This is a genomic window from Candidatus Lernaella stagnicola (assembly GCA_030765525.1).
In the GTDB taxonomy this organism is placed as follows: domain Bacteria; phylum Lernaellota; class Lernaellaia; order Lernaellales; family Lernaellaceae; genus Lernaella; species Lernaella stagnicola.
Genome location: JAVCCK010000038.1, coordinates 226,648 through 249,140, shown reverse-complemented (window position 1 = coordinate 249,140; position 22,493 = coordinate 226,648). Strand labels below are relative to the sequence as shown.

23 protein-coding genes are annotated in these 22,493 nt (G+C 57.2%); 13 read left to right on the top strand and 10 right to left on the bottom strand.

The features are described 5' to 3' along the window. The first annotated feature begins 3 nt into the window (after window positions 1-3). Window positions 4-1,290, top strand: a complete 1,287-nt coding sequence (locus P9L99_18120; protein ID MDP8225283.1) for a hypothetical protein — start codon at window positions 4-6, stop codon at window positions 1,288-1,290. Here P9L99_18120 and P9L99_18115 read toward each other — a convergent pair. The 3 genes from P9L99_18115 to P9L99_18105 all read right to left on the bottom strand — a co-directional run bounded on the left by P9L99_18115 (window position 1,287) and on the right by P9L99_18105 (window position 3,669). Continuing rightward, a complete protein-coding gene (locus P9L99_18115) occupies window positions 1,287-1,880 on the bottom strand; it encodes a GNAT family protein (GenBank protein ID MDP8225282.1) in 594 nt (197 codons plus the stop codon). The genes P9L99_18120 and P9L99_18115 overlap by 4 nt on opposite strands. Next, window positions 1,881-3,131, bottom strand: a complete 1,251-nt coding sequence (locus P9L99_18110; protein MDP8225281.1) for an MFS transporter — start codon at window positions 3,129-3,131, stop codon at window positions 1,881-1,883. A gap of 124 nt (window positions 3,132-3,255) precedes the next feature. Further along, complete coding sequence (locus P9L99_18105) at window positions 3,256-3,669, bottom strand: hypothetical protein (GenBank protein ID MDP8225280.1); 414 nt, start codon at window positions 3,667-3,669, stop codon at window positions 3,256-3,258. A gap of 272 nt (window positions 3,670-3,941) precedes the next feature. On the opposite strand from P9L99_18105, the gene P9L99_18100 reads away from it, so the two are divergent. From P9L99_18100 to P9L99_18075, 6 genes are all read left to right on the top strand, one after another. After that, window positions 3,942-4,445, top strand: coding sequence for a hypothetical protein (locus P9L99_18100; protein ID MDP8225279.1), 504 nt, complete (start codon window positions 3,942-3,944; stop codon window positions 4,443-4,445). A 21-nt stretch (window positions 4,446-4,466) separates the two neighbouring features. Continuing rightward, on the top strand, window positions 4,467-5,639 hold the full coding sequence (locus P9L99_18095) for a lipocalin family protein (GenBank protein ID MDP8225278.1): 1,173 nt from the start codon (window positions 4,467-4,469) through the stop codon (window positions 5,637-5,639). Between the two features lie 18 nt (window positions 5,640-5,657). Continuing rightward, entirely contained in the window at window positions 5,658-6,509 is an 852-nt protein-coding gene (locus P9L99_18090) for a hypothetical protein (GenBank protein MDP8225277.1), read from the top strand. Continuing rightward, window positions 6,509-7,783, top strand: a complete 1,275-nt coding sequence (locus P9L99_18085) for a sulfite exporter TauE/SafE family protein (protein MDP8225276.1) — start codon at window positions 6,509-6,511, stop codon at window positions 7,781-7,783. Before P9L99_18090 ends, P9L99_18085 begins: the two co-directional genes overlap by 1 nt. A gap of 454 nt (window positions 7,784-8,237) precedes the next feature. Further along, window positions 8,238-10,340, top strand: coding sequence for a hypothetical protein (locus tag P9L99_18080; GenBank protein MDP8225275.1), 2,103 nt, complete (start codon window positions 8,238-8,240; stop codon window positions 10,338-10,340). 10 nt (window positions 10,341-10,350) lie between these two features. Beyond that, a complete protein-coding gene (locus P9L99_18075) occupies window positions 10,351-11,010 on the top strand; it encodes a hypothetical protein (GenBank protein MDP8225274.1) in 660 nt (219 codons plus the stop codon). Between the two features lie 64 nt (window positions 11,011-11,074). Here P9L99_18075 and P9L99_18070 read toward each other — a convergent pair whose 3' ends face one another. Beyond that, window positions 11,075-12,034, bottom strand: a complete 960-nt coding sequence (locus P9L99_18070) for a site-specific DNA-methyltransferase (GenBank protein ID MDP8225273.1) — start codon at window positions 12,032-12,034, stop codon at window positions 11,075-11,077. Between the two features lie 147 nt (window positions 12,035-12,181). On the opposite strand from P9L99_18070, the gene P9L99_18065 reads away from it, so the two are divergent. The 4 genes from P9L99_18065 (at window position 12,182) to trxB (ending at window position 15,413) form a co-directional block, all read left to right on the top strand. After that, complete coding sequence (locus tag P9L99_18065; GenBank protein MDP8225272.1) at window positions 12,182-12,328, top strand: hypothetical protein; 147 nt, start codon at window positions 12,182-12,184, stop codon at window positions 12,326-12,328. Between the two features lie 121 nt (window positions 12,329-12,449). Beyond that, entirely contained in the window at window positions 12,450-13,748 is a 1,299-nt protein-coding gene (locus P9L99_18060) for an SUMF1/EgtB/PvdO family nonheme iron enzyme (protein MDP8225271.1), read from the top strand. A gap of 37 nt (window positions 13,749-13,785) precedes the next feature. Next, window positions 13,786-14,457: an SRPBCC family protein gene (locus P9L99_18055; GenBank protein MDP8225270.1), complete on the top strand. Its 672-nt coding sequence runs from the start codon at window positions 13,786-13,788 to the stop codon at window positions 14,455-14,457. A 17-nt stretch (window positions 14,458-14,474) separates the two neighbouring features. After that, window positions 14,475-15,413, top strand: coding sequence for a thioredoxin-disulfide reductase (trxB, locus tag P9L99_18050; GenBank protein MDP8225269.1), 939 nt, complete (start codon window positions 14,475-14,477; stop codon window positions 15,411-15,413). A gap of 57 nt (window positions 15,414-15,470) precedes the next feature. On the opposite strand, the gene P9L99_18045 is transcribed toward trxB, so the two are convergent. From P9L99_18045 to P9L99_18030, 4 genes are read right to left on the bottom strand one after another with little or no spacing between them, the layout of a single operon-like run. After that, entirely contained in the window at window positions 15,471-16,055 is a 585-nt protein-coding gene (locus P9L99_18045) for a 2-oxoacid:acceptor oxidoreductase family protein (GenBank protein ID MDP8225268.1), read from the bottom strand. Window positions 16,056-16,059: 4 nt separating this feature from the next. Then, window positions 16,060-16,875: a 2-oxoacid:ferredoxin oxidoreductase subunit beta gene (locus P9L99_18040; GenBank protein ID MDP8225267.1), complete on the bottom strand. Its 816-nt coding sequence runs from the start codon at window positions 16,873-16,875 to the stop codon at window positions 16,060-16,062. A 1-nt stretch (window position 16,876) separates the two neighbouring features. Beyond that, entirely contained in the window at window positions 16,877-18,028 is a 1,152-nt protein-coding gene (locus P9L99_18035) for a 2-oxoacid:acceptor oxidoreductase subunit alpha (protein ID MDP8225266.1), read from the bottom strand. A gap of 2 nt (window positions 18,029-18,030) precedes the next feature. After that, complete coding sequence (locus P9L99_18030; GenBank protein ID MDP8225265.1) at window positions 18,031-18,279, bottom strand: 4Fe-4S binding protein; 249 nt, start codon at window positions 18,277-18,279, stop codon at window positions 18,031-18,033. Between the two features lie 349 nt (window positions 18,280-18,628). Between P9L99_18030 and P9L99_18025 the strand changes: the two genes are divergently transcribed. Together P9L99_18025 and P9L99_18020 are read left to right on the top strand one after the other, a co-directional pair. Beyond that, complete coding sequence (locus P9L99_18025) at window positions 18,629-19,210, top strand: hypothetical protein (protein MDP8225264.1); 582 nt, start codon at window positions 18,629-18,631, stop codon at window positions 19,208-19,210. A 56-nt stretch (window positions 19,211-19,266) separates the two neighbouring features. Then, entirely contained in the window at window positions 19,267-20,952 is a 1,686-nt protein-coding gene (locus P9L99_18020; GenBank protein ID MDP8225263.1) for a hypothetical protein, read from the top strand. 59 nt (window positions 20,953-21,011) lie between these two features. On the opposite strand, the gene P9L99_18015 is transcribed toward P9L99_18020, so the two are convergent. Both P9L99_18015 and P9L99_18010 read right to left on the bottom strand, forming a co-directional pair. Further along, window positions 21,012-21,617 (bottom strand): hypothetical protein, encoded by a 606-nt coding sequence (locus tag P9L99_18015; GenBank protein ID MDP8225262.1) that lies wholly within the window; start codon window positions 21,615-21,617, stop codon window positions 21,012-21,014. Window positions 21,618-21,788: 171 nt separating this feature from the next. After that, window positions 21,789-22,343 carry a hypothetical protein gene (locus P9L99_18010; GenBank protein MDP8225261.1) on the bottom strand — a complete coding sequence of 185 codons (555 nt, stop codon included), beginning with the start codon at window positions 22,341-22,343 and terminating at the stop codon, window positions 21,789-21,791. Between the last annotated feature and the right edge of the window lie 150 nt (window positions 22,344-22,493).

Sequence of the window (22,493 nt, the reverse complement as noted above, 5' to 3'; positions counted from 1 at the left end):
CGCATGACGGTTTACTCCCGGCGACAATGGTTGTGGGTACTGCTGGCCGCGTTTTTCGTGGGCGGAAGCCCGGTGCACGCCCAGGACGAACCGCCCGCGCCACCGTCGCTGAGCTACTACCAGCGCATGATGCAAACCACCGAAGCGATTGAGGATCAAGGCGACATTCTGCTTTGGGGCCGCCTCAGCGAACGCGTACCCGAGCGGGTACTGGGCTTGCGGCTCGATTACCGCAGTCGGCGGTACGACTCGGCCTACCGCGACGACAACCGCGTCGGCGACGTCATCCAATCGATGCGCCCGCAGGACCCCTTCGGCAGCGACGGGCGTTTCTTTCAGTTCATCACCGAGGTCGACGGCCGCCTGCAAATGCTCGATCTACGATTGAGCTACGGCATCTTGGACCACGTTACGTTTTACGCGCACTTCCCCCTGGTCAAGCAAGAAGCCGACCTGGACTTCCGTTTCACACCGGGAACCTCCGCGCGTATCGGCGTGCGCACCGTCGAAGACCTCTTCCGACTTTACGAGCAATACGGCCGCCCCGCGCCGGACGCCCGCTTCCGCAGTCTCGGTTGGGACCCCGGCGACCTGACGACGGGCTTCCTGTGGACCTACTACGAAGGTCGGTACTTCAGCGCCACCTCGCAGTTCTCGTTAATCGTGCCCAGCGGAATCCTGGCCGATCCCAACCAAGCGCAACGTTTCGGCATGGGGGCGCAGCTTGATGTCGGGCAGGGCAGCCTGGCGCCCGGCTTGACGCACATGATGCACGTTCGCCTTCCCGGGCGTCTCCAGTGGATCGGTTTGTGGCTCGAAGGCAGCTTCTTCTACTATCTGGAAGACGAGCGCGAGGGACCGAAATGGAGCGAACCCAACGCCGCGCTCGCCGGGCTTTCCGGTGATCTACAACTGGACGACAACCGCTTTCTGGATCTGTCGAAGGTCGACCGCAGCTACACCATCACCCCGGGCGCACAGGTCGACACGCTGGCGGCCGTCACTTTCTACCTGCGCTACTTCACGTTGGGCTTCGGGTACTTTTACGATTACCGGCAGGAGCCGATCATCAACGCCGACGCGGACCTCAAACGCTTTTTCGACGCCGGCGAATCGTATCTGGCCGGTGACGGGCACTCGCTGGCTCTGCAGGTGGGCGTGCCCTTGTCGTGGATTCGCGTGCCGGGCTTGTTCAACGTGGGTTACGCGTATCCGGTCGGCGGCCGCAACAGCCTGCGTTACGAAGATCGCTTCGACCTCCAAACCGTTTTCTTCCTGCCGTTGTTTTAGATTCGCGCCGACGTTTCCAGGGCGAGCAACCGCTCGCGCGCGCTTGTGAAGTCGTCTTCCAGCATCGCGTAATATTCGTGACTGACGAATCGATCGCCGACCCACAAATCGTCGCGCGCCGTGCCTTCGTGAACAAAGCCCAACTTGTGAATCACGGCCCGCGACGCGTGGTTGTCCAACCCGTGTCGAATGAACAAGCGGTGCAGGCCCAGCTCGTCGAAGGCGTACCGCGTGCTTCGCGCCGCTATGGCCGTGCAGATGCCGCGCCCGGTGTGGGCGGTGTGCACCCAAAAGCCGAGTTCGGCGCCGCGGTGTGGCGAGGCCAGTTGATGCAATCCCAGGGTCGCGACGGCTACGTCGCCGGCGAAGACAAGAAACACCTGCTCGCGCTCCTCGTCGCGGGCCCGCTCACTGTTCCTGATAAACGCCAACTGGCTCTCGCGGTCGGTCTGCGTGTGCGCCCAAAACATGTAGGGCAAAAGAGCGTCGCGCGAGTCGCGGAACATCGGCCACAAATCGTCCAGATGCCGTTCGCGCAGCGGTTCCATACGCAGCGAACCGGCGTGCAATACGGGCGCTTTGTCCACCATTTATGCTGTTTCCCCCGATAGCGCCGAACCTTGGCCGCCGCGTCGGCTCCATAGCCAACCGGCCATCGAGACCACCACGCCGATTAACCCCAACGGCCACAAGCCGAAATGGTCGACGCTGAAACCGATGATCGGCGCAAACACCATCGCAAACGCCGATTTCGCCTGTGCATCCACCGAAAGCACCGTCGCCTGCCGTTCGCTGGGTGTGTGCTCGTCGTAGCGCGATAACATGAGCGGACGCCAAATGTTGTGCAACAGGTGTGCGACCAGATAGACAACGATCGCCCATACGTACTGTTCGAAAACAAGCAAGACCAGCAACGCGCCGAAGGTGACGAGATTGCCCAACCACACGCGTCGCGCCCCTTGGACATCGCCGCCCGACCAGGTCTCGATGCGATGGGCGTTCCGGGCCGCGAAAAAGCCGATCAAGTAAATAAGCAAGTACGCCGCCGATACCAACACCGCCACGCGTTGCTCGCCCTCCAGCAATGCGAACAGGGGCAACGTCAGCGCCGCCTGCCGCACGATCGGCTGAATGTAATCCTTCGTCGTGGTGAACAAGCCGTCGAAGCCAAGGGACTCGGCGAACAAACCGCGCAACGGACGATGCCGTAGAATCAAGCGAATCGAACGCCACAGCTCGACGAAAAGTTTCTTTACCGACATGCCGCCGTCGGCGACCTCGCCGTCCAACTCCTTCGGATACGTGGCTAGGTTGAACATGTTCGCCACGTACGGCGCAAGGCAAAGCCACCAGATGTATCGGTAGCCGCCGGTCACGAACACGAGGACGCCGGCGATGATCACCGAAAGGGCCGATCCGGCTTTGGCCCAGGAGCGCGTCAGGCCGTATACCTTCGTGCGTTCCGAGGTGCGGCCCTCCAGGCGCAGCCACGTAAAGATCATCGCCTTGTGGGTACCGGTGCGAAACGCTTCGCCGCCGGCAAAGAAGGTGATGGCCGCGAACAACACGACCAACCCAACCGATCCGCGGGGGGCCAGCGCAAAGAGCACGAAGCTGATGATGTACGAAAACCAACCGGTTACCATCGAGCGCCGCCGGCCCCACAAATCGGCTACGACGCCGCTGGGCACTTCGAATAAATTGACCAGCACTTCACGATAGCCGATCAGCACGCCGATCATCGTAAACGACAGGCCCAAGTCGCGCAGGTACAGAATGAGGAAGGGCTCGAAGTATTGCTGATTTTTCAGAAAACCGTATAGCGAAAAACGTCGGATCACCGGTCGCTACCCTTCAATCTCATGAGTCGCATTTATAATACGAGTACACGTGAGCGACCAGGGGGGAAGAAAGAACCGGGAATGCAGCCTTTTCCTTACGCACACCGAAATGAAACGAGGGCGATCAGCCCGTCCCGCCGGTGGAACTTGTCCAGAAGTCGATTTGCACCATCGCTTGGATGCCTCGGTAACTACCGACCACGACCCCGTATCCTTCCAAATCCGGCGCGGTGAGCGTCGTTACCGCGAAACCATCCATATCAGTGGTCAACTCGGTTTCGGTCAACGTGCCCATCGTGGCGCTGAGGACAACCACCGCCGATTCCACGCCTTCACCGGCCGGATCGGTCACCGAAATCATGACCGAAATCGCGCCGCCGGTTTGGATGTTCAAATTATCCGGCGCGGCGGAAACCACCAGCGTAAAGCCGTCATCATTGGCAACGGCCGTCATGTCGGTGGTCATGAATTCCTCGCCGCCGCAGCCCAGGGCTAGAACGACAACGGCCAACATTGCCAACCAACATGCGTATCGCATCGGAATCCTCCGCTTTCTGTTTCACGCTATGGCTTCAGCAAAGGGAATGCCAATTTCGAACCACAGCGGGAGTGTGCCTATAACCCATTGATATTATTACGTAGTCGCTGTTACCGCCGCCGCCGTCCAACCTTCCGGAGGGCCGGCAAGCGGCAGATCCTGCCGGGCGGGACGGAAAAAGCGACGCCCTTAGGGCGCGTTCAATCTAATTGACAGGCGTGGACAAGCGAGTCTATGATCGATTTCCTTTTTGTCGCATCTACGGAGGAAGCATGAAGAAGCAACGGACCATCCAACCATGGATCTGGCTCGCCGGCCTTTTAGTGATTGCCGTTTTCACCATGGTTTCATGTACTTGCGGTCCCAGACAGCAAAAAAAGCAACCGGTCCGCCCAAACCCGAATGCCAAGCAGGTCGCCCGGCCTGGCGGCGGTAACGGCTTGTTGCCCAAAGATATGACGGCCGAGCAACGTGAAACATGCCGGAAAGTGTGCAAAAGCATGTGCCACCGCGGCAAAGAGTGCAAAATCAAGGGGTTCACGAAGGCCGCCCGGTGCAACAAAGGGTGTTTTCTGCTATGCGCCCACAATGTGATCGACGAATCCATCACATCCTGCATGAAGCCCGACACGGAATGTTCGGAAGTCGAAAAATGCCTCGGTGATTTGAAGCAACGCCTTCAAAAAATCCGCGACAACCGCAAAAAGACCGGCACGGGCAAAGACGGCGGCGCCTTCATCGGTAAAAAGAAACCCGCTGCGGCCGAAACCGATTAGGGTTTGGCGGGCAACCGGCTAATGACCCCGACGGCAGCCGATCCCGCGAATAAAAACATTAAAACCGTATTGCGGTGGCCGGTGGTCGGCGTGGCGCTTGTCGTCGGGCTGGTCGGCATCCTGGCTTTGGCCGGTGTTCTATTTCGTTTGGCCACCGGCGTCGTGCCTTCGGCTCAGGACGTGGACCTTCCCGACCCCCAAAACAGGCTTCGGTTGCCGCAAGATTTCGGCGACCATCCGGAATTCCTGATCGAATGGCGTCGCGTTGCCGGTTGGTTGCGGGATGAGGTCGGTCGCAAATTCGCTTTCGTTATCGATTTTTATCGCAACGATATGCCGCCGCGGGCGAGCCTGTTTCGCCGGCAGTTACATAAAGCAAATAACCGCTATTGCGCCGAACTGCTGCTCATCGACGCCCACGCCGGTCACGCGCAACACGTCACGAAATTCGGGACGCTACAAAGTGACAAACCCGACGACAGGGGCGTGATCGCGTTTCGCCTGGACGATTGGTCGATGACGGTCGGCGGTTTGCAAATGGAATTGGACGCGGCGGGCGACGGCAATTTGTTGAAACTCGGGCTGCGGCCGGAAAAGAAACCCGTTCTTCGCGGAACCGGCGGCTATCATTGGCGGGGCGAAGACGGCGTGCCGACCTATTTCCTCGGCTACTCCCGGCTGTCGGCCGAGGGCAATTTCGTCGCCGACGGCAAAGGAGGCACAGTCCGGGGCAGCGCGTTTTTGGAGCACGAGTTCACCAGCTACCGCGCGGGCCGGGAGACCTCCGGGTTCGACCGGTTGACGATCGTGCTGGACAATTTTCACGAAATGACCCTGATTCGCGTTCGCCGCGCCGACGGCGGCACGAGCCCGGATTCACCGCTGTCGCTTGTGTTGCCCGATGGGGATGTGCGGGAGTTGACGCAGGACGAATACCAACTCCAAGAACAAGGGCACTGGAAAAGTCCGGACGGCAAAGCCACGTACCCGATTGCCTGGAAGCTCGTCATACCGCAATATCAGGCGGAGTTGGAACTCGCGGCGCCGGTCGCGGAACTCGAATTCGTCCGGCGCGGCGGTGTGGAGCGCACGTGGACGGGCCCGCTGGATGTCGAAGGACATTGGGGCGACTGGCGCGTGCGCGGCGAGGCGATGGCAGAGTTGTCGGGCTACGCGAAGCCGGGCATCTTTTAATACTGGGGAGGCGATCGTTTGCGGCATTTCGACCTGGATGACATCGCGTTGATGGACCCCATGGCGGACGACCTTGGTTCGGCCATGGGCCGCGGTTTGGCCGATAGCTTGAATATCTCCGAAGCTCCGCAACCGGAGGTGACGGAACATTCCGCCCTGCAACGAGCGAAGCAGACCATCCTCCATCGCGAAATTTCCTGGTCGGTTTCGCGCGACGAATCGAGCCTGACGGTACGCGCCGATTTCTACCGCTTCATCCATCCGGTGTCCGGCACCATCAACAACACTGTCGAATTGTTTGTCCTGCCGCAAAGCGCCAAAGCCGGCGTGGCCCGCCTGCTGTTGCTTATCGGCGTTCCGGTGATCGGTGCGCTGTTCGGTTTGCTCGCCTGGCGTCTGCTGCAGTGGGACACGAACATGGCGTCCGGACCGTGGATCGTGCTGGGCGCGTTGTGCGGCGCGACATTGGGGATTTGGCTGGCGCGACGCGCGACGCAACATCTCGGCGTGCTGCTGGAACGCGGCAAATCACTCGCATCAGCCGCCCACCGCCGTAGCGCCGAAGCCGCCGCCGCCGACGTAATGGACGCCGTGATACAAACGCACCGGCAACGCACCAAGGAACTCGGCGAGTCTGCTCCCGCGGCACAAACCCCGCCGGTTGAACCCGAAGCGCTGGCCGAATTCACGCGTCACATCACGACCGATCCCGACGCCGCCGTTCGCCACTACGGCCTCTACGATGCGCGAAACCGCTCCGCCGTCGCCGAAGCTTTTCAAGCCCTCGAAAAAGACGTGGAATTGTACGGCGCGTACCAGGAAATGATGCGGCCGAGCGAAGCGGTGCCGTCCGACCCCGAATCCCCCTAATGCGTTTACTCCGCCCGTGTTTTGCGCTGTTCGGTTTGCTGGCCGTCCTGTTCGTGACGTTGTCGTCGGCTCGTCCGGCCGAGGCTCACTGGAAGCATGGACCCGAACGACACGAGGTTCGCTTGACCGTCGCCGGCGACCGTCTGGTGATCGATTACACGATAAAGGCTCTGGACGAAAACGCGCCGCCGTACAGCCACGATCCGGGCATGGCGCTCCAGCAGCGCGCCGGACAATTAATCGCCCTGCAACGAGTCAAATTCGACGGCGAACTCGTCCCCTTGGGTCTGCGCGATTTGGCGGTCCAGCGAGACCACGTCATGTACCAACTCGACACCGGGGCGGGCAGTTTGTCCGCGGGACGACACGAGTTGGTCTTCACGGCGCTCTCGGCAAACACCGCGGCGGAATTCGAATTGACCTGGCAAGCCGCCACGGAAGCCCGCTTCATCGGCGAAGCGCGCCGCAAGGGCGCAGCGAGTTGGTCGGCGACGGTGGCAGTCGGCGGATCGGCAGCGGGCGCTGCACCGGGAAGCGCCACGAAAATCGCCGGCGTGTGGACGCGCCTGACCGAGGCGTTGCGCAGCGGCGGCGGGGCCAAATTCTGGGCCCTCATCGTCGGCATCGCGTTTTTTCTCGGTATGATTCACGCCGTGACGCCCGGCCACGGCAAAAGCCTCGCCGCCGCTTATTTGATGGACCGCCGCGGCGGCGTGGGCGACGCGGCGGTGTTTGCCGGTTCGGTGACGCTCACCCATACGATCCTGGTTTTTCTCTTGGCGCTGATCGCTTATGTGGCGGGCGAATTCGTCGACCGAGCGCGATTGGCTCCATACCTGCAGGTGTTTGGCGGAAGCGTGATGGTCCTGATCGGCGTGTGGCTACTGTGGATTCGCATTCGCGGCGATGACGGCCATCACCACGATCACGATCATGATCACGATCATCCCCGTCGTGCAGAAGGGCCGTGGGGCGGGGCGTTGTTGGGCATGGCGGCGGGCGCCGCGCCTTGTCCCGAAGCGTTGGCGTTGTTATTTGTGGCGATCGGCGCCGGTCGACCGGGAGCGGCGCTGGTAATGCTCGTGTCGTTTTCGCTGGCCTTGGCGACGGTGCTTTTTCTGATCGGTTTGGCCGTAATCAACGCCGGGCCGCTGCTGGCGCGGCTTTTCAAGCGCGATCCGGCCCGCGTCGCCCGCGTGTTGTCGATCGTCTCGGCCGTGTTGATCGTCGGCATTGGCATTTTGTTTGTCGCTGCGGCCGTCACGTCGCTGTAACGCAGAAAAAAATCGGATACGGTTCCCGATGGAAGTGAATTATCAAGAAACGACGAAACGCGTTCCCCAATCTTGGGGAGAGGAATGGCTGCACGTCACGGCGATGGCCGCTAAGAGGCTATTTGGCGAACAAGAAGAACTGCGAGTATACAGATTTCCAAGTCAAAAAAGATCATTTTGGTTCTAAACGTTGAAGTTCGTGACTTGAGACGCCGCTTGAAAACTGGTATCAGTAAAAAAGGACCGGTTTTCCGACTTTAAATTTGACGTATTCGAAAGTTTGTATAAGAACGAATTCGCGGAGGGCACTATGTCTAGAAAGCCAAGAATGAATTCGCACCTAATTAACTTGACATCTCCTCATTTCAATAGGCACAGAATCGGCCTACCCGAGTGGTTGAAAAACTCAAGGGAAGCCTACTTGCGAAGGGGCGTTTCCAAAAGAAATGAGCGCGTGATCATTATTCATCATCGAGACGCAGGTACGCCAAAAGACTCCCTATTGGAGGTAATCGACTTCGCCGGAATATCTGGTATCGATATCGATGAGAAGCTCTTCGAATGGGGTAAACCCGATGCTTCTTTGGGCGGCGCGCTTTCGGAGGATTCTAGGGAAGGCGGGCAAGGAAACGGAGGTAAGTCGTACCTTCGAGAGTTGTTCGAAAAAGGGTACTTTGTGAGCATCTGTGATGGGAGACTATCTGTCGCGCGGTTCATCGACCCGAGTAAACATATTCTTGATTTTGTTCCGGATTGCGACAAAGGGAAGGATTATTCGGGAATAAATCCTGAATTGCCGACGATTCGTACGGATGCCTCTCTCTGGTGTGAGTCTTTCGATTATCCACCAGATCACAACGTAACAATTGTTAGAGGAATCTCGCCTAAGAAACCAGTAAATCTGGACAGATTATTGAACGATATTCAAGCAGAAGCGCAAGCACGCGAAACGATCAAGTCATGCCGAGTATTAGTTTTTAGAAATCATAAAATTCGGCGTGAACTGGCAATACGTCCACCAACTCTGCATCCTAGTATGCCGGAGCCAATAGAAATCGAAATTCCCGATGTTCTCGAGGATGACAACGGCGAAGATGTTGTCACATGTGTGGGCGAAAGATTCCCCAGGGGTAAACTCGTTTTATGTTTCACGCGAGAGCCGTTGAGCACAAGCGAAAGGCGTTCTTGGAACTTCATCGATTTCTACGGATCTGGTATTACGTCAATTGGAAGAAAAAGGGCACGCGATCTAGGGCTGCAATTCGGACATTTTTGTGAACACGTATACGGTGAGTGCCATTTGAGCATTCTGACGGCCCCGGATGATAACTATGAACTTCAAGCTAGAAAGGAATTGAAAGATGGCCCTCTCTCTGAGGCCCTATTTACGTTCATTGCCTCCGAGGCGGATAAACGGTTAGAGTCAATCGCAAAAATCGACTACGACAAAACGCGGAAAAAAAAGTCAAAGGGACTCGATCAACTAAACGAATATTTGGCTACTTGGTTTGAGTCAAAAATGACCACTGCTGGAGGATTGACGGAACATGGTACATTCAACGGTGGAATTGGCAAGAAACGTCGAGACTTAAAAACGGCAAGGCCGCATTCCCCGGCAGTCGAAGTGAAGATCAATAAACAATCCTTGGTCATTTGTGAGGGGGTCACACATCCGTTGCGTGCAATCGGCCGAGATGAAAACGGAATACCTGTTCCATGTGGAAAAATATTGTGGCGTTCTACAAACGCGGCTGTCGTAAAAGTTCACCCGGACAAAGGGGAGATTGAAGCAATCGCCGAGGGTTTAGCGGCGATCACGGTTGAGATTATTGACAGCGGGTTGATGAGTAAGCCGTTGAACGTACAAGTGATCATTCCAGAAAAAATCGAATTAAGGGACAAGGGTCCAATTGAAGTCGGTTCAAATCGTCGTTTTCCGCTTGACGTCAAAGTAAAAACGAAGCGCCGTGTTTTTGATTCGGTGGCGTTGAACTGGTCTGCGGAAGAACCCGGAATTGCTACGGTTGGGCCGGACGGAATCCTTGTTGGCGGGGAAGTCGGAAAGACGAAGGTATGGGCCCACGCCGGCCTTGTTGAATCCGACAGAATCGAAGTTGTGGTTGAACGCGGATCAGCTGGAAAACCGTTGGGCGGCGGCGTTGGAAAACCTAGAATCCTACTGTCAGGCCACCATTTGTGTCCCTTCACAAATAGCGACGTAATACTAAGTTCAACAAACCCCGCTGTATACCAAAGGCCAGGTTACTATGACGCACAACACAATGTTTTCTGGATCAATTTACAGCATCCTCTCGCCAAAGCGTTGCACAACCTTGGCGAGGCAAGCGTACAGTGGCGCATGTACCATTTTCAGCGCATGTTGGATGTTTACACGATAATTGAACTTCGACGAACATACGCGGATAGTGAAGAATTGGATGTGGACAAGGTCTTGGATGAGATAAATGCACAAATGGCCGTGATATTCATGATGGCGGCCAACGAAAAGATTTTCGACGTGTTAGTGCGGGAAAAGATTGACCTTAGCAAGTTATGAGGAGAAGAGGATGACGAAACCCGAACGAATACTCGTGGCGGCCATTAAACTGACGTCGGCAGCGAAGGCGGATTTTTCAATCGAAGATCTCGTGGTCAGTTGTTACATGGCTTTCCCCTCGCATTTCGGTTTGAAAGGGTACGAGTCGCAATATCCAGATTCGAACGCTGTTTACGTTAGTATGATGGGCCGAAAAGCTGTTCCCATTGTCCGCGGTTGGATCGAAAAAATCGGAACAAAAAGGTTCCGCGTGACCGCGAAGGGCTTTTCTGAAGGGGGACTGCTGATCTCCGATTCAGAAAGACAAACAACGAAAACAAACCTAAGTCGTGATTTGGATCAAGGTATTGGAAATCTTGTTACAACACATGCTTACGAGGAATTCTCTGAGCAGGGAAACCTTGAAAACGTGACGTTCTATCATTTCTGCCGGTTCGTTAGTCTAACGGCACGTGACAAATGGCAAAAGGTGCAAGGCAAGATCAGCAAAGTCGAGCATATCATCGATGAGGCCGTGGAGTTAGGCGAAAATGGCCATGAAATCCGTTTTCAGTTCAGGAAGAGAAACATAATCCTATCTCCGAATGATCTTGTGCGACTTGGAGTGTTATGGAAACAAATGCTATCTAAGTTCTCGACAGACCTAGAAAAATGGAAATCAATGCCGTAGACGATCTTTCTGTAATATTGCCCGGTCTATTGACTACGAAGTTCCCGTCGTTTGAGATGTCGTATTACGGGTTCTTGAGATCCTCCAAATTAGAGAAAAAGCGCAAGGCCGAGGTCTTAACATAAGAGACACCTGATTCGAACGAAATCCAAAAACGGTTGTTATCTTCAGCAACCCTTCCTGTAACGTTGCTACCGGCGAAAGGGTCGAGAACGATGTTTCCGGGTGTCGTAAGTAAACGAGTGAAGAACGTTGGTAAAGCAGGATGAAAACGGGCCGGGTGCGGTTTGAAGCCGAACTCTCTGCATCGTCTTAGATAATTATCGCTACTACTTGTATTCGCCGCAGCGATAATATTTGGCGAAATCGAACCGCCATTATCCGTCCCCCATTTCTTTGAGATGACGTGTTCGGAAGGCCGAGGCCCGTCATTATAACCGTTTTCGAGGAGCCTTTGCATATGTTGTCCATACGGGTACAAGACGCGTCTATTGTCCGCTTTCGGGTTCGGCTTTTTCGAAAACCACCAAACAGGCGTTACAGCATCTTTTAACCGACACCGACGAACACTTACCCACTCAACGGGAGTTGGAAGTTTAGCGGTGTTGTAAAAATAGAAGTCTTGCGCGAAACAAAAAATGTCTGCCAATTTCAACAGGAGTTCGTATTGATAAAGTGATCGAATCGGTTTTCCTCGTTGCCAAGATCCTCCAAGCTCAATTACAAGGCTTCCAGTTGGTCGGAGAACCCGCTTGAATTGCTTCGCGAAATCCAAGAACCATTCGATGTAATCTTGAGCGGATTCGTTTCCATATTGTTTCTTTCGCAGAAGTGCGAACGGGGGCGAGGTAATAATCGCATCAATCGAGCCACTTGGAATCGCTAAAATCAAATCCTTGCTGTCGCCGCAATATGCTTTTCCATATCTCGTGGAGTACGAGGGAGTCGGGAGAGATTCCGTAATCTTGCTGAAACGCTTGAATTGGTTTTGGCGCGGGGCGCGGATATTCCGTTCCGGAATCAATTTACCATCCGGCCATTGTCGGTTTTTGGGTCGGGGGGGCACACGCACCTCATGTGTTTCTAACCTATTGTTAATATTATCAAAAAATAAGGATCATGTAAAGGGGGGGGCCGTGGGAAAGAGCAAAGCAGGCATCGGATCGACGGCTTGGCCGTAATCAACGCCGGGCCGCTGCTGGCACGGCTTTTCAAGCGCGATCCGGCCCGCGTTGCCCGCGTGCTGTCGATCGTCTCGGCAGTGTTGATCGTCGGCATTGGCATTTTGTTTGTCGCGTCGGCAGTTTCAGCGCTTTAATGCAGAAAAAAGCCTGAAATAACAGACTTTGCAGCGGAAATGGTTGCGCGTCCCGCCGCGGTATCGTAACTTATGGCAGTTTAAGTCGGGCCGCTTATGTGCATCTAATGGGGTTAGGTTGATGAGTGTGAAGTGTCCCCATTGTGGAATGGTGAATTTCAAAGCGGCCAAGGTGTGTCGTCGCTGCAAAAAGCCATTCGGCGAAAAATGTCCGGAATGCGATCGACCGCTGAGCCCCGGCGCCACCTTCTGCTCGGCGTGCGGCGCGATCCTCGGCGAAAACACCGTGTCGGTCGAGGACTATAAAACCAAGAGCCTGCGCTCCCGAACCTTCGACGAGGAACGCGAATCGACCTCTGGAGGAACAGGCGCGGATAAAAGCGGAGAGGCTTTCAAGTACCAGGCGAAGGTCCATCATTTTACCCGGTGTCCTGAATGCTGGGCCAAGATCGACCGCGATGCCACGTTCTGTACCTTCTGCGGATCGCACTTCGAAAAGGGCGCCCAACCGAACCAAGATGTGTCGGAATCAGCAAAAACAGACGTCGAATCTGCGAAAACAGACGCCAAATCTGTGACCGAAAACGATAAGAAGGCTGCAAACAATGTCGCCGGAGACATAAAGACGCCGAGCGACACGGCGGCATCTCAGGCAAAATCAGCTACCGAAGCCGGCGAAGAAAAGCCGCAAGACGGGGCGGACGAGAAGCCGGCGACGGAAACCGAAGAGGCAAAACCCCCGGAACCGGAAAAGCCCAAGCGCCCCGTTATCCCGTTTATGAAAATGGGGCTGCGTTTGATGATGAAGCCGATCAAGGCCGGTCGCTATCCTTCGCCCGCCGGCGGCAACGAACTCGTCTCGGTCGGAGGCTTCAACCTGGGAGCGCGCCTGGTCACTTGCGCCGAGTACAAAGTTTTCGTCGACGCCACCGGGCACCCGGCGCCGCAGGATTGGATGGACGACCAACCGCTGATCGGCAAAGACATGCACCCGGTCGTCAATGTTTCCCTGCTCGACGCGTTGGCGTTTTGTCGATGGGCCTGCGTTCGCCTGCCGACGCCGACGGAATGGATGGTCGCGCTGCGCGGTCTCGACGGCCGGCGCTACCCCTGGGGCAACGAAGAGATCGATTTCGATACGCGTGGCACGACGTGGCCGGTCGGCCAACTTGCCGAGCGCGTGGGGCCCTTCGGTCACCACGATCTGATCGGCAACGTGCGCCAGTGGTATTTCACGGCCGACCCGAAACAGAACAACGAGGCACTCGCCGCGGCAGGTATGCCGCAGGGTGTGTTCGGCCTCGCCGGCACCAGCTTCCACGATCCCCTCTTCGTAGCCGCCGGCGACGTCGTATTCCCGATGAGTAACCCGGATATTCACGATTTTGCCATTGGTTTCCGGTACGCTGTCGACCGCTGATCCATCGACGCGGCGGTCGGAGAAACGGGGGAATTTCATGCACGAACCGATCATGTTGATGTTGGTTTTGTTCTTGGTGTGCGGATTTGCCGCCGCGGCCGGCGCGCAGGATGCCCAGGCGCGCACGGCGCTTAACGTGGAGGACATCAACAAGGCAACGCTCGCCAAGCTTTTGAAAGAGGGGCAGCTACTCAAGGTTAAGGAAGATGCGGGTGGTCGCCTGGAATTGATCACCGGCGGGATTCTCATCGATCGGCCGGTGGAAGAAGTGTTTCGGGTCGTGACGGATTTCCCTCGTTTTCCCGAGTACATGCCCAGTGTTGAGGATTGTAAGGTTTTATCCACCGAGGGCGACATCAAGGACGTTGCGTTCAAAGTAAAGTTCAAATTCGTGATTAGCTTCAACGTCGAGTACGTGTTGCGGAATCGCCTGAACCCGCCGCACGAAATGACGTGGAATTTGGTCAGCTCCAAAGGCAACAAAATAAAACGGAGCTATGGATCGTGGAAATTGATCGCCCTGGACGGGGGCAAACGTACGGCCGCTTTTTATACCGTCTTCTCCGACTTCTCCGACATCATCTGGGGGCTGGAGCGGATGTTGAAAAAAGACCCCAGCATGGAAGTGGCGATCAATACGAGCACGGTCATCCTCGTGCTCAAGGCCGTGAAAAAACGCAGTGAAAACCCATCCTGGATTCAGAAATAAGATTAGGAGAGCAAAGCATGCGTCATGAACAGGTTGTTATCGTCGGCGCCGGTCCGGCGGGTTTGACCGCCGCGATCTATACCGCGCGCTCGGGCCTCGAGACACTTGTTATCGAGAAGCTTCAGCCCGGCGGCATGATGGCTTCGACCGACATCATCGAAAACTACCCGGGCTACGAGGAAGGAATCAACGGCCCGGAGCTGTCGATGAAAATGCAGCAGCAGGCCGAGCGTTTCGGCGCCCGCTTCGAATTCGGTGAAGTGCACGGTCTGACGACCAACGGCGACAAAAAGATCCTCCAAACCGACCTGGGAGAAATCGAAGCCGACGTGGTCATCGGCGCCACCGGAACCGAACACCGCATGCTCGGCGTGCCGGGCGAACGCGAACTGTTCGGCAAAGGCGTTTCAATCTGCGGCACGTGCGACGGCCCGTTCTACAAGGGCAAGGAAGTCGCCGTCGTCGGCGGCGGAAACAGCGCCCTTCAGGAAGCCATGTTCATCGCGCGCTTTGCCGAGAAGGTGCACATCGTTCATCGTCGCGACGAACTGCGCGCCGATAAAATTTTGGCCGACCGCGCCATGAACACGCCGAACATTCGCCTCGTGTGGGACTCCATAGTGACCGAAGTCGTCGGCGAAAACGGCGTGGATGGCGTGCGCCTCAAGAACAAGAAAACCGGCGAAGAGTCACTGCTGGCGGTCGACGGATTCTTCATTTTCATCGGCTTGATTCCCAATAACGCATGGCTTGGCGGCGCCTTGCCGGTCGACGAACAGGGATTCATCGTCACCGATATTTACGGGCGCACCGACCTCCCGGGCGTGTTCATGGCCGGCGATCTGCGCAGCAAGGATATGCGGCAAATTGCCACCGCCGTCGGCGACGGCGCGATGGTTGCGCGGGTCGTGGAAGATTACTTGGACGAGTTAGCCGAAACGAAGCCGAGCGCCTAAGCGTACGCGATCATCAACCACGACCGGGAATCAGCCCCCGGTCGTTTTTTATGCCGGCTACGCGATTTCGAAAGTGTCGATGGGCGTATCAACGCGACATACGGCCGCTTCACGGAAGCCGACGGCCAACGCCTTGCGGTTGATTTCCTCCGTGCCGGGCGGCACGCGTCCCATCACGGCGCGTTCGATGGCGGCGCGCGTCACGCAGTCGGTTAACCCGGCGATGGCTCCCAGCGCGATGATGTTCGCGACGAATGATTTGCCGATTTCTTCCTGGGCTAAGACCGCGAAAGGAATCCGGAACAGTATGTATTCGCCCTTGGTCGGAACTTCGCACATGTCTTTGTCGACAATCAGCACGCCGTTTTTCTTCAGGTCGCCAAGATATTTATCGAGGCTTTTTTGGTTGAGGCTCAACAGGATATCCACCTGCTCGCACTTCGGGTAGTCGATCGCATCTTCGCTGATGATCACTTCGCTTTTCGACGCGCCGCCGCGTGCTTCGGGACCGTAGCTTTGGGTCTGCACGGCGTTCTTGGCGTCGTATAAAATCGCCGCTTCGGCCATGATGATGCCCGCGAGTATCAGGCCTTGGCCGCCGCTGCCGGCTAGGCGAATTTCCAATTGCTTGCCGTTGGCCATGCCCTCAATCCTCCATCGCCATCTCGGCGGTCTTATGCATTTCCTCGACGAATTCGTGACGTTGCGCGTCGGTAAAGATGCCGATCGGGATCTTGTCCTTGACGTCCTCGAGGCTGAGCCCGTCGACCGCGTCGATAAAGTAGCAGTTCTCTTTCCAGAACCTCATCATCGGCACCGGGCCGCGCATTTTGTTGCGGCGGCCGTACGCCGTGGGGCAATCTTCGAGCACTTCGATCACCGAAAAGCCTTCGTGTTGGATCCCCAGCTTGATCGCCTTTTCCAACAACTTCACGTGATAGGTCGTGGCGCGGGCCACGAAGGTCGCGCCGGCGCCTTCGGCGAGTTTCACGAAGTCGAAGTTGTGCGACAAGTTGCCGTAGGGGGCGGTGGACGCGAATTTGGCGTGCGGCGTCGTCGGGCTGACTTGCCCGCCGGTCATGCCGTAAATCGAATTGTTGAAAATGATGAGTGTCATATCGATGTTGCGGCGACAGGTGTGAATGAAATGGTTGCCGCCGATGGCCACCGCGTCGCCGTCGCCCGATGTGACGATGACGTTTAGGTGCGGCTTGATCACCTTGATGCCGGTGGCGAAGGGCAGGGCGCGGCCGTGGGTCGTGTGCAAGGTGTTGAAATCGGCGTACCCCGGCAACCGACTGGCGCAGCCGATGCCGGAGACGACCATGACGTCGTCTTTTTCGATTTGCAGGGAGTGAATGGCCCGCAGCATGGCTTTGAAAATGATGCCGTGTCCGCACCCGGGGCACCAAATGTGCGGCAGCTTGTCGACGCGCAGGTAATATTCGTAATCGAAAGCCATATCAACTCTCCCGCAACGCCCGCATGATCTGGCGCGGCGTAATAATTTGGGTGTCGAGCCGTTGCAGGCCCAGTACTTCGCAACGCTGGCCCGCCGCGCGCTCGACTTCGGCGACGATTTGCCCGGCGTTCATCTCCGGAACGAGCATCTTCTTCACGTGCTTGCGCTGCGCGATTTTCGCCAGTGCGCGGGTCGGGAACGGCCACAAGGTCTTGATACGAAACAATCCAACCTTATGATCGCGCTTGCGCAGCCGTTTAGCAGCCGCCAAGGCGCTGCGTGATACGCATCCGAAACAGACGATCACTTCTTCGGCGTCGTCCAAGAAAACTTCTTCCCATTTGACGATGTCGTTGTACGCGCGGTGAATTTTGCGCAACAGGCGCCTGGTTTCCGTTTCGATCACCGCGGGGTCGTTAGTGGGAAAGCCGCTGCGATCGTGGAACAGGCCGGTGACGTGGAAGCGATAGCCTTCGCCAAAAGGCGCCATGGTCGGCACGTCGGTGGCGCCGGACTGATACGCAAAGTAGCGATCGGGCATACGCCGCGGCTTGCGGCGATTGTAGACGCTGACCGTGCCCGGGCTGGGCAGGAACATCCGCTCGCGCATATGACCGATCACTTCGTCGGACATCAGCAAGACGGGCGTGCGATAACGCTCGGCGAGGTTGAAGGCGCGAATCGTCTCCCAAAACAGGTCTTCCACACCGTTGGGGTACAGGGCGATGATGGGGTGGTCGCCGTGAGTTCCCCAGCGCGCCTGCATGAGATCACCCTGCGAAGGCCCGGTGGGTACGCCGGTACTGGGGCCGCCGCGCTGCACGTTGACGACCACGCAGGGGATTTCCGCCAGGCATCCGTAGCCGATGTTTTCCTGCTTGAGAGAGAAGCCGGGGCCGGAGGTTGCGGTCATCGTTTTGGCGCCGGCCAGGCTGCCGCCCAAAATGGCGGCCATGGCGGCGATTTCGTCTTCCATTTGCAGGAAGAAGCCGCCGACCTGCGGCAAGCGGCAGGAGAGTATCTCGGCGATTTCGGTGGACGGCGTAATGGGGTAGCCGGCAAACATGCGGCAGCCGGCATACAACGCTGCTTCGGCGATGGCTTCGTTGCCGCTCATAAGGCGCAGACCGGTTTTGAATTTGGGTCCAGCCATGGTCAACTCCCTTCCGTCGGGTAGACGGCGATTGCGAAATCCGGGCAACGCAGTTCGCAAAACAAGCACCCGATGCACTTGTCGGGTTCGACGACCTTCACTTTTCCGTTTTCCATGGCCAACACTTGCGTCGGACAAAACGCGACGCAAATACCGCATCCCTTGCAAAAATCGAGTTTGACCTCGATACGCGGCGGCGTTTTCTTCTTCTTTTTGGCAGACGCTTTTCCGGCAGTCGCGGCCGTACTCATGCTTATATCCTTTGAGTTGATGGCAACTTGGGCGCCGTTGACGTAGTCGCCATGCGCGCGACAACGACGACGAGACGTGTTAACACCATGTGAACAAACCTTGTCGAAACACTTGTGGATATCGGTTTGGGCGGGCTCGAGGGGAGGAAGGGGCTCGCGTGGGACATTCGGTGCATATCGTAACCGGGATTGTCACCCGAATCATTTCCCCCTCAACATCAACGTTTGTACCGGGGCCGATTTGCGCGTCATTGTACGCGGCCGGTTTTTGAATGCAAGCCCCCAAACCTGAACGTTGACACGCTGCGCGCGCGCGGTGTAGTTTGCGCAGACTGAAAAAGGAGGCGCGGTGCGTAACTCAATCTGGTTCATTTTGGCGGCTCTCACCTTGGCGTTGGCCCTCGTGATAGTTGTCGCCTGTAGCGGCGAAGAGGAAGATGACGACGAAGAGCCCGACTGCCGGGCGGCTCTCACGGTGTGGTTTAATCAATGCGATTATTCCGTATCCATGAACGGCATCGATGAGATGGACTACGCCACCGCGCTGGAATCCTGCCGCAACTACGGCAAGGTGTGGGAATATTTCATTCGTTGCTACGAGGATCAATGGAAAGAAGGGGCCCGCACCTGCGAAGCTTTCGCCGACTGCGTACCCGATCACGGCTTCCTGGGCCCCGAAACCGACGACGACACCGACCTCGTCGACGATGACACCGACCTCGTCGACGACGACGATGATAACGACGACGATGACGACGATGATAACGACGACGATGACGACGACGATAACGATGACAACGACGACGATGACGACGATGACGACGACGATGACGATGACAACGACGACGATGACGACGATGACGACGATGACGACGACGATGACGATGACAACGACGACGATGATGATGATGACAACGACACCAAAGGTTGATCCCGTTTCCCGAACTTGCCAACGCCACCTGATCTAAGCCACACTACGGCCTACTCATGAACCAGGAAACCAACACCTCCGGCCTTGGTGCGTGGCCCCTGTCGCGGCGACTGTGGGCCGCGGCGCTTGTCGTGTGGCTGGTGGCCGCCGTGGTGTACCTGCCCAAAATCGGCAACTCGTTCGCCTTCGACGACCGCATCTTCATCCAGACGGATCCGCACCTGCGCAGCTTCTCGGGCGCCCTGGCCGAATTCGGCCGCGACCAGGCGCGTCTGTATCGCCCGCTGCGGTCGGTGGTGTTGGCCGTTTTCGTAAAGCTGTTCGGCGTGGAGCGATCCCTGCCGTATCATTTCGCCGGCATTTTCTTTCACGCCACGCTTGCGGCGCTCGTGTTTCTCATCGTTTGGTTGCTTCGCCGACGCGCGACGACGGCACTTGTGGCCGGGCTTGTGTTCGCGCTGCACCCGGTTCACGCCGACCGGGTAGCGAACATCACCGGCAGCTTCGATCTGGTGGGTTTGATGCTCGGCTATGGCGCGCTGGCCGCGGCTCTGTGGTACGACCGGCGCGGCTCGGCGGGCCGGATGTGGTTGGCGGCCGTGCTGTTCGCGCTGGCGTGTTTGGCCAGTGAGGAAGCCTTGATGGTGTGGCCGATGCTGGCCGGCGCATTTTTCGTGATCGAAGGCGAGCGTCGGCGGCGCATCGGTTTGTTGGCGGTATGGGCGGCGACGGGGTTGGCGTACCTGGGCACGCGGGCGCTGGTGCTCGGCGGCGTGGGGCGTACGGTCGAGTACGCGGCGGGCGGCCTTTTCGCGTCGATCTGCACGATGGCGGTGATCTTCTGGCGCTACGTGGGGCTGCTCTTGTGGCCGGTCGGCTTGAGCCCCGCGTACGGGCCGCACATTTACGAGGGCTTCGCTTGGCCGGTGATACTCGGCTTGGCGGGCATTGTCGGTTTGGCCGTTTTACTGATCGCGCTGCGTCGACGGCAACCCGCGGTGACCCTCGCGATCGGCTGGCTGTTTCTTGGATTGGCTCCCTTCAGCAACCTGCTGCCCGGCGACACCTTGATGGCCGAGCGTTACCTCTACGCCGCGCTGGGCGGGTTCGCGTTGTCGGTGGGGTGGCTGACCGAGCGTCTGGCGCGAAGGCCGAAGATCGTCGCGGCGGCATTGGCGGTTTTGTTTGTTGTGTACGGCGCGGCGACGGTGCAGCGTGACCGCGTGTGGGGGGATCCGTTGACTCTCTGGACGCAGGCCGCCCAGCGGGAGTCGAGTAGCTTTCTAGCCAACCTCAACGCGGGGTATCACACTCTGCGAGCAAATCACTTCGCGGAGGCCGAGCAATACGCATTGCGGGCCCACACGTTGAGGCGCGATCGCGCCGAGCCCCTGATGCAATTGGGTGAGGCGGCCATGCGGCAGGACGCGCGTTCGCGCGGCGTTGATTTTCTGCAGCGGGCGGTGGCAGCCGACGATACTTTCTGTCCCGCCTACAGCGCGTTGGCGCAGGGTTATGTCATGGTGGGCGATTTTAGTAAAGCCGGTCAGACGGCCGAGCAGGCCATAGCGTGCGATGCGGGCGAAACGCAGGCGCATTACGTGCTTGCGTATTTGTACGTCGTAGCCGGTCAATGTGAGCCGGCGCGGCCGCACTTAGAGACGATCCTCAACATTTTACCACGACCGGCCGAATATCCGGGCGCCATGCAACTTCGCGAGCGTTGCGCCGGGAATCGTTAAATGAAAAAAGGGCGGACCGAAGCCCACCCTTTCGATAACGATATTTGCTTAGCTAGGTTTTAGCAACCACAGCCACCGTCGTCATCATCATCGTCTTCGTCGTCATCGACATCAGCGGTATCATCGTCGTCAGCGGCATCGTCGTCGACTGCATCGTCGTCGCCGGTTTCACCGAAGAACCAAATACCTTCCACGACGGTTTTAGCGGCATCACCATACAATTTGTACGTGAAGCCATCCGTCGCGTCAGCATCCGTCGTAGCGTAGAACGAGAAGGTCAGCATGTCGCCTTCACCGATATCACCGGTGGTAGCGCTGCTGGTGGCACCCGTGGCCAGCCAGTACATCGTCGAGGTTTCCTCGTCGAAATTGGCTTGCCAGACGTACTCCGGCGTATTGACACCCGGAATTTCATCCAGGTATTCGCCAATCGCGTAGGCCATGCTCGGGAGCGTGATCGCGACCTCTTTGATCGCCTCATCACCGCCGCCACTGTTGAAAACATCAAAGGCGAACGAGTATTCGGTATCCGGAGCCAGGGTGGCTGGAAATTCACCGTTGGCCGTACCGGTCAGACCAAATACGTCGTCCTCCTGTGCCCACGCAAACGAAGCGCTAAGCACAAATACAAACGCAACCAAAATAAGCACCAATTTGCGACTCATTAAGTCACCTCCCTTTACCGAGTTGTTCAGGTGCGAAAACCCAATGTTTATTCCAGCGGATACACTTCGCTGGCTACACGTACATACCATGGAATATCTTAGTTGGCAATCAAAAATGAAAACCCGCAGGCAAAACGCCTGCGGGTCTAAAAAGCCAATATTTACGACAGATTAGCAGCCACACCCATCGTCATCGTCGTCGTCATCGTCATCGTCGTCGTCAATTTCACCGTCTTCGCCGCTGAAAAAGAACACGCCCGCGGACTGCGTCGCGCCGTTGTCGTCGCCGGCTAACACCCAACTGAAACCGTCGGAGCCGGATTCGTCGGTCGTGGCGTAGAAGCTGAAGGTCAGCATGTCGCCTTCAGCAATGTCGCCCATCTCCGCCGAGGATGCCGGACCGAAAGCTTCCCACATCATCGTGCCGGTATCTTCGTCGAAATCCGCTTCCCACTCAAAGCTGTCGTTGACGCCGGGGAAGGTCTCCGTGTACTCACCAATTACATAGGCCGTCGTCGGCAGCGTAATCGACACGGACTTGATTGCTACGTCGCCGCCGCCATCATTGAAGACGTCGAACGCAAATTCGTATTCCGTCTGCGGCGCCAGCGTAACCGGAAACTGCCCGTTCGCCGCGCCTTCCAAATGAAACGCATCTTGCGCCACGGCCGTGCCGGCAAACGCCAGAACCATGATCACACAAGCCATCGCAAATCGCTTAGACATCGAAACCTCCTCCAAATTCTCGAAGCGAAGATCCTTCGTATAATCCACTCATAAAAGATCCGAAGATCCAGCGCAGTGTAGGACAAATGTAAGCGGAAGAAAAGCAGGAAATGGCACCTGTTGAAAATGAGATGAGATGTCAATACGAGG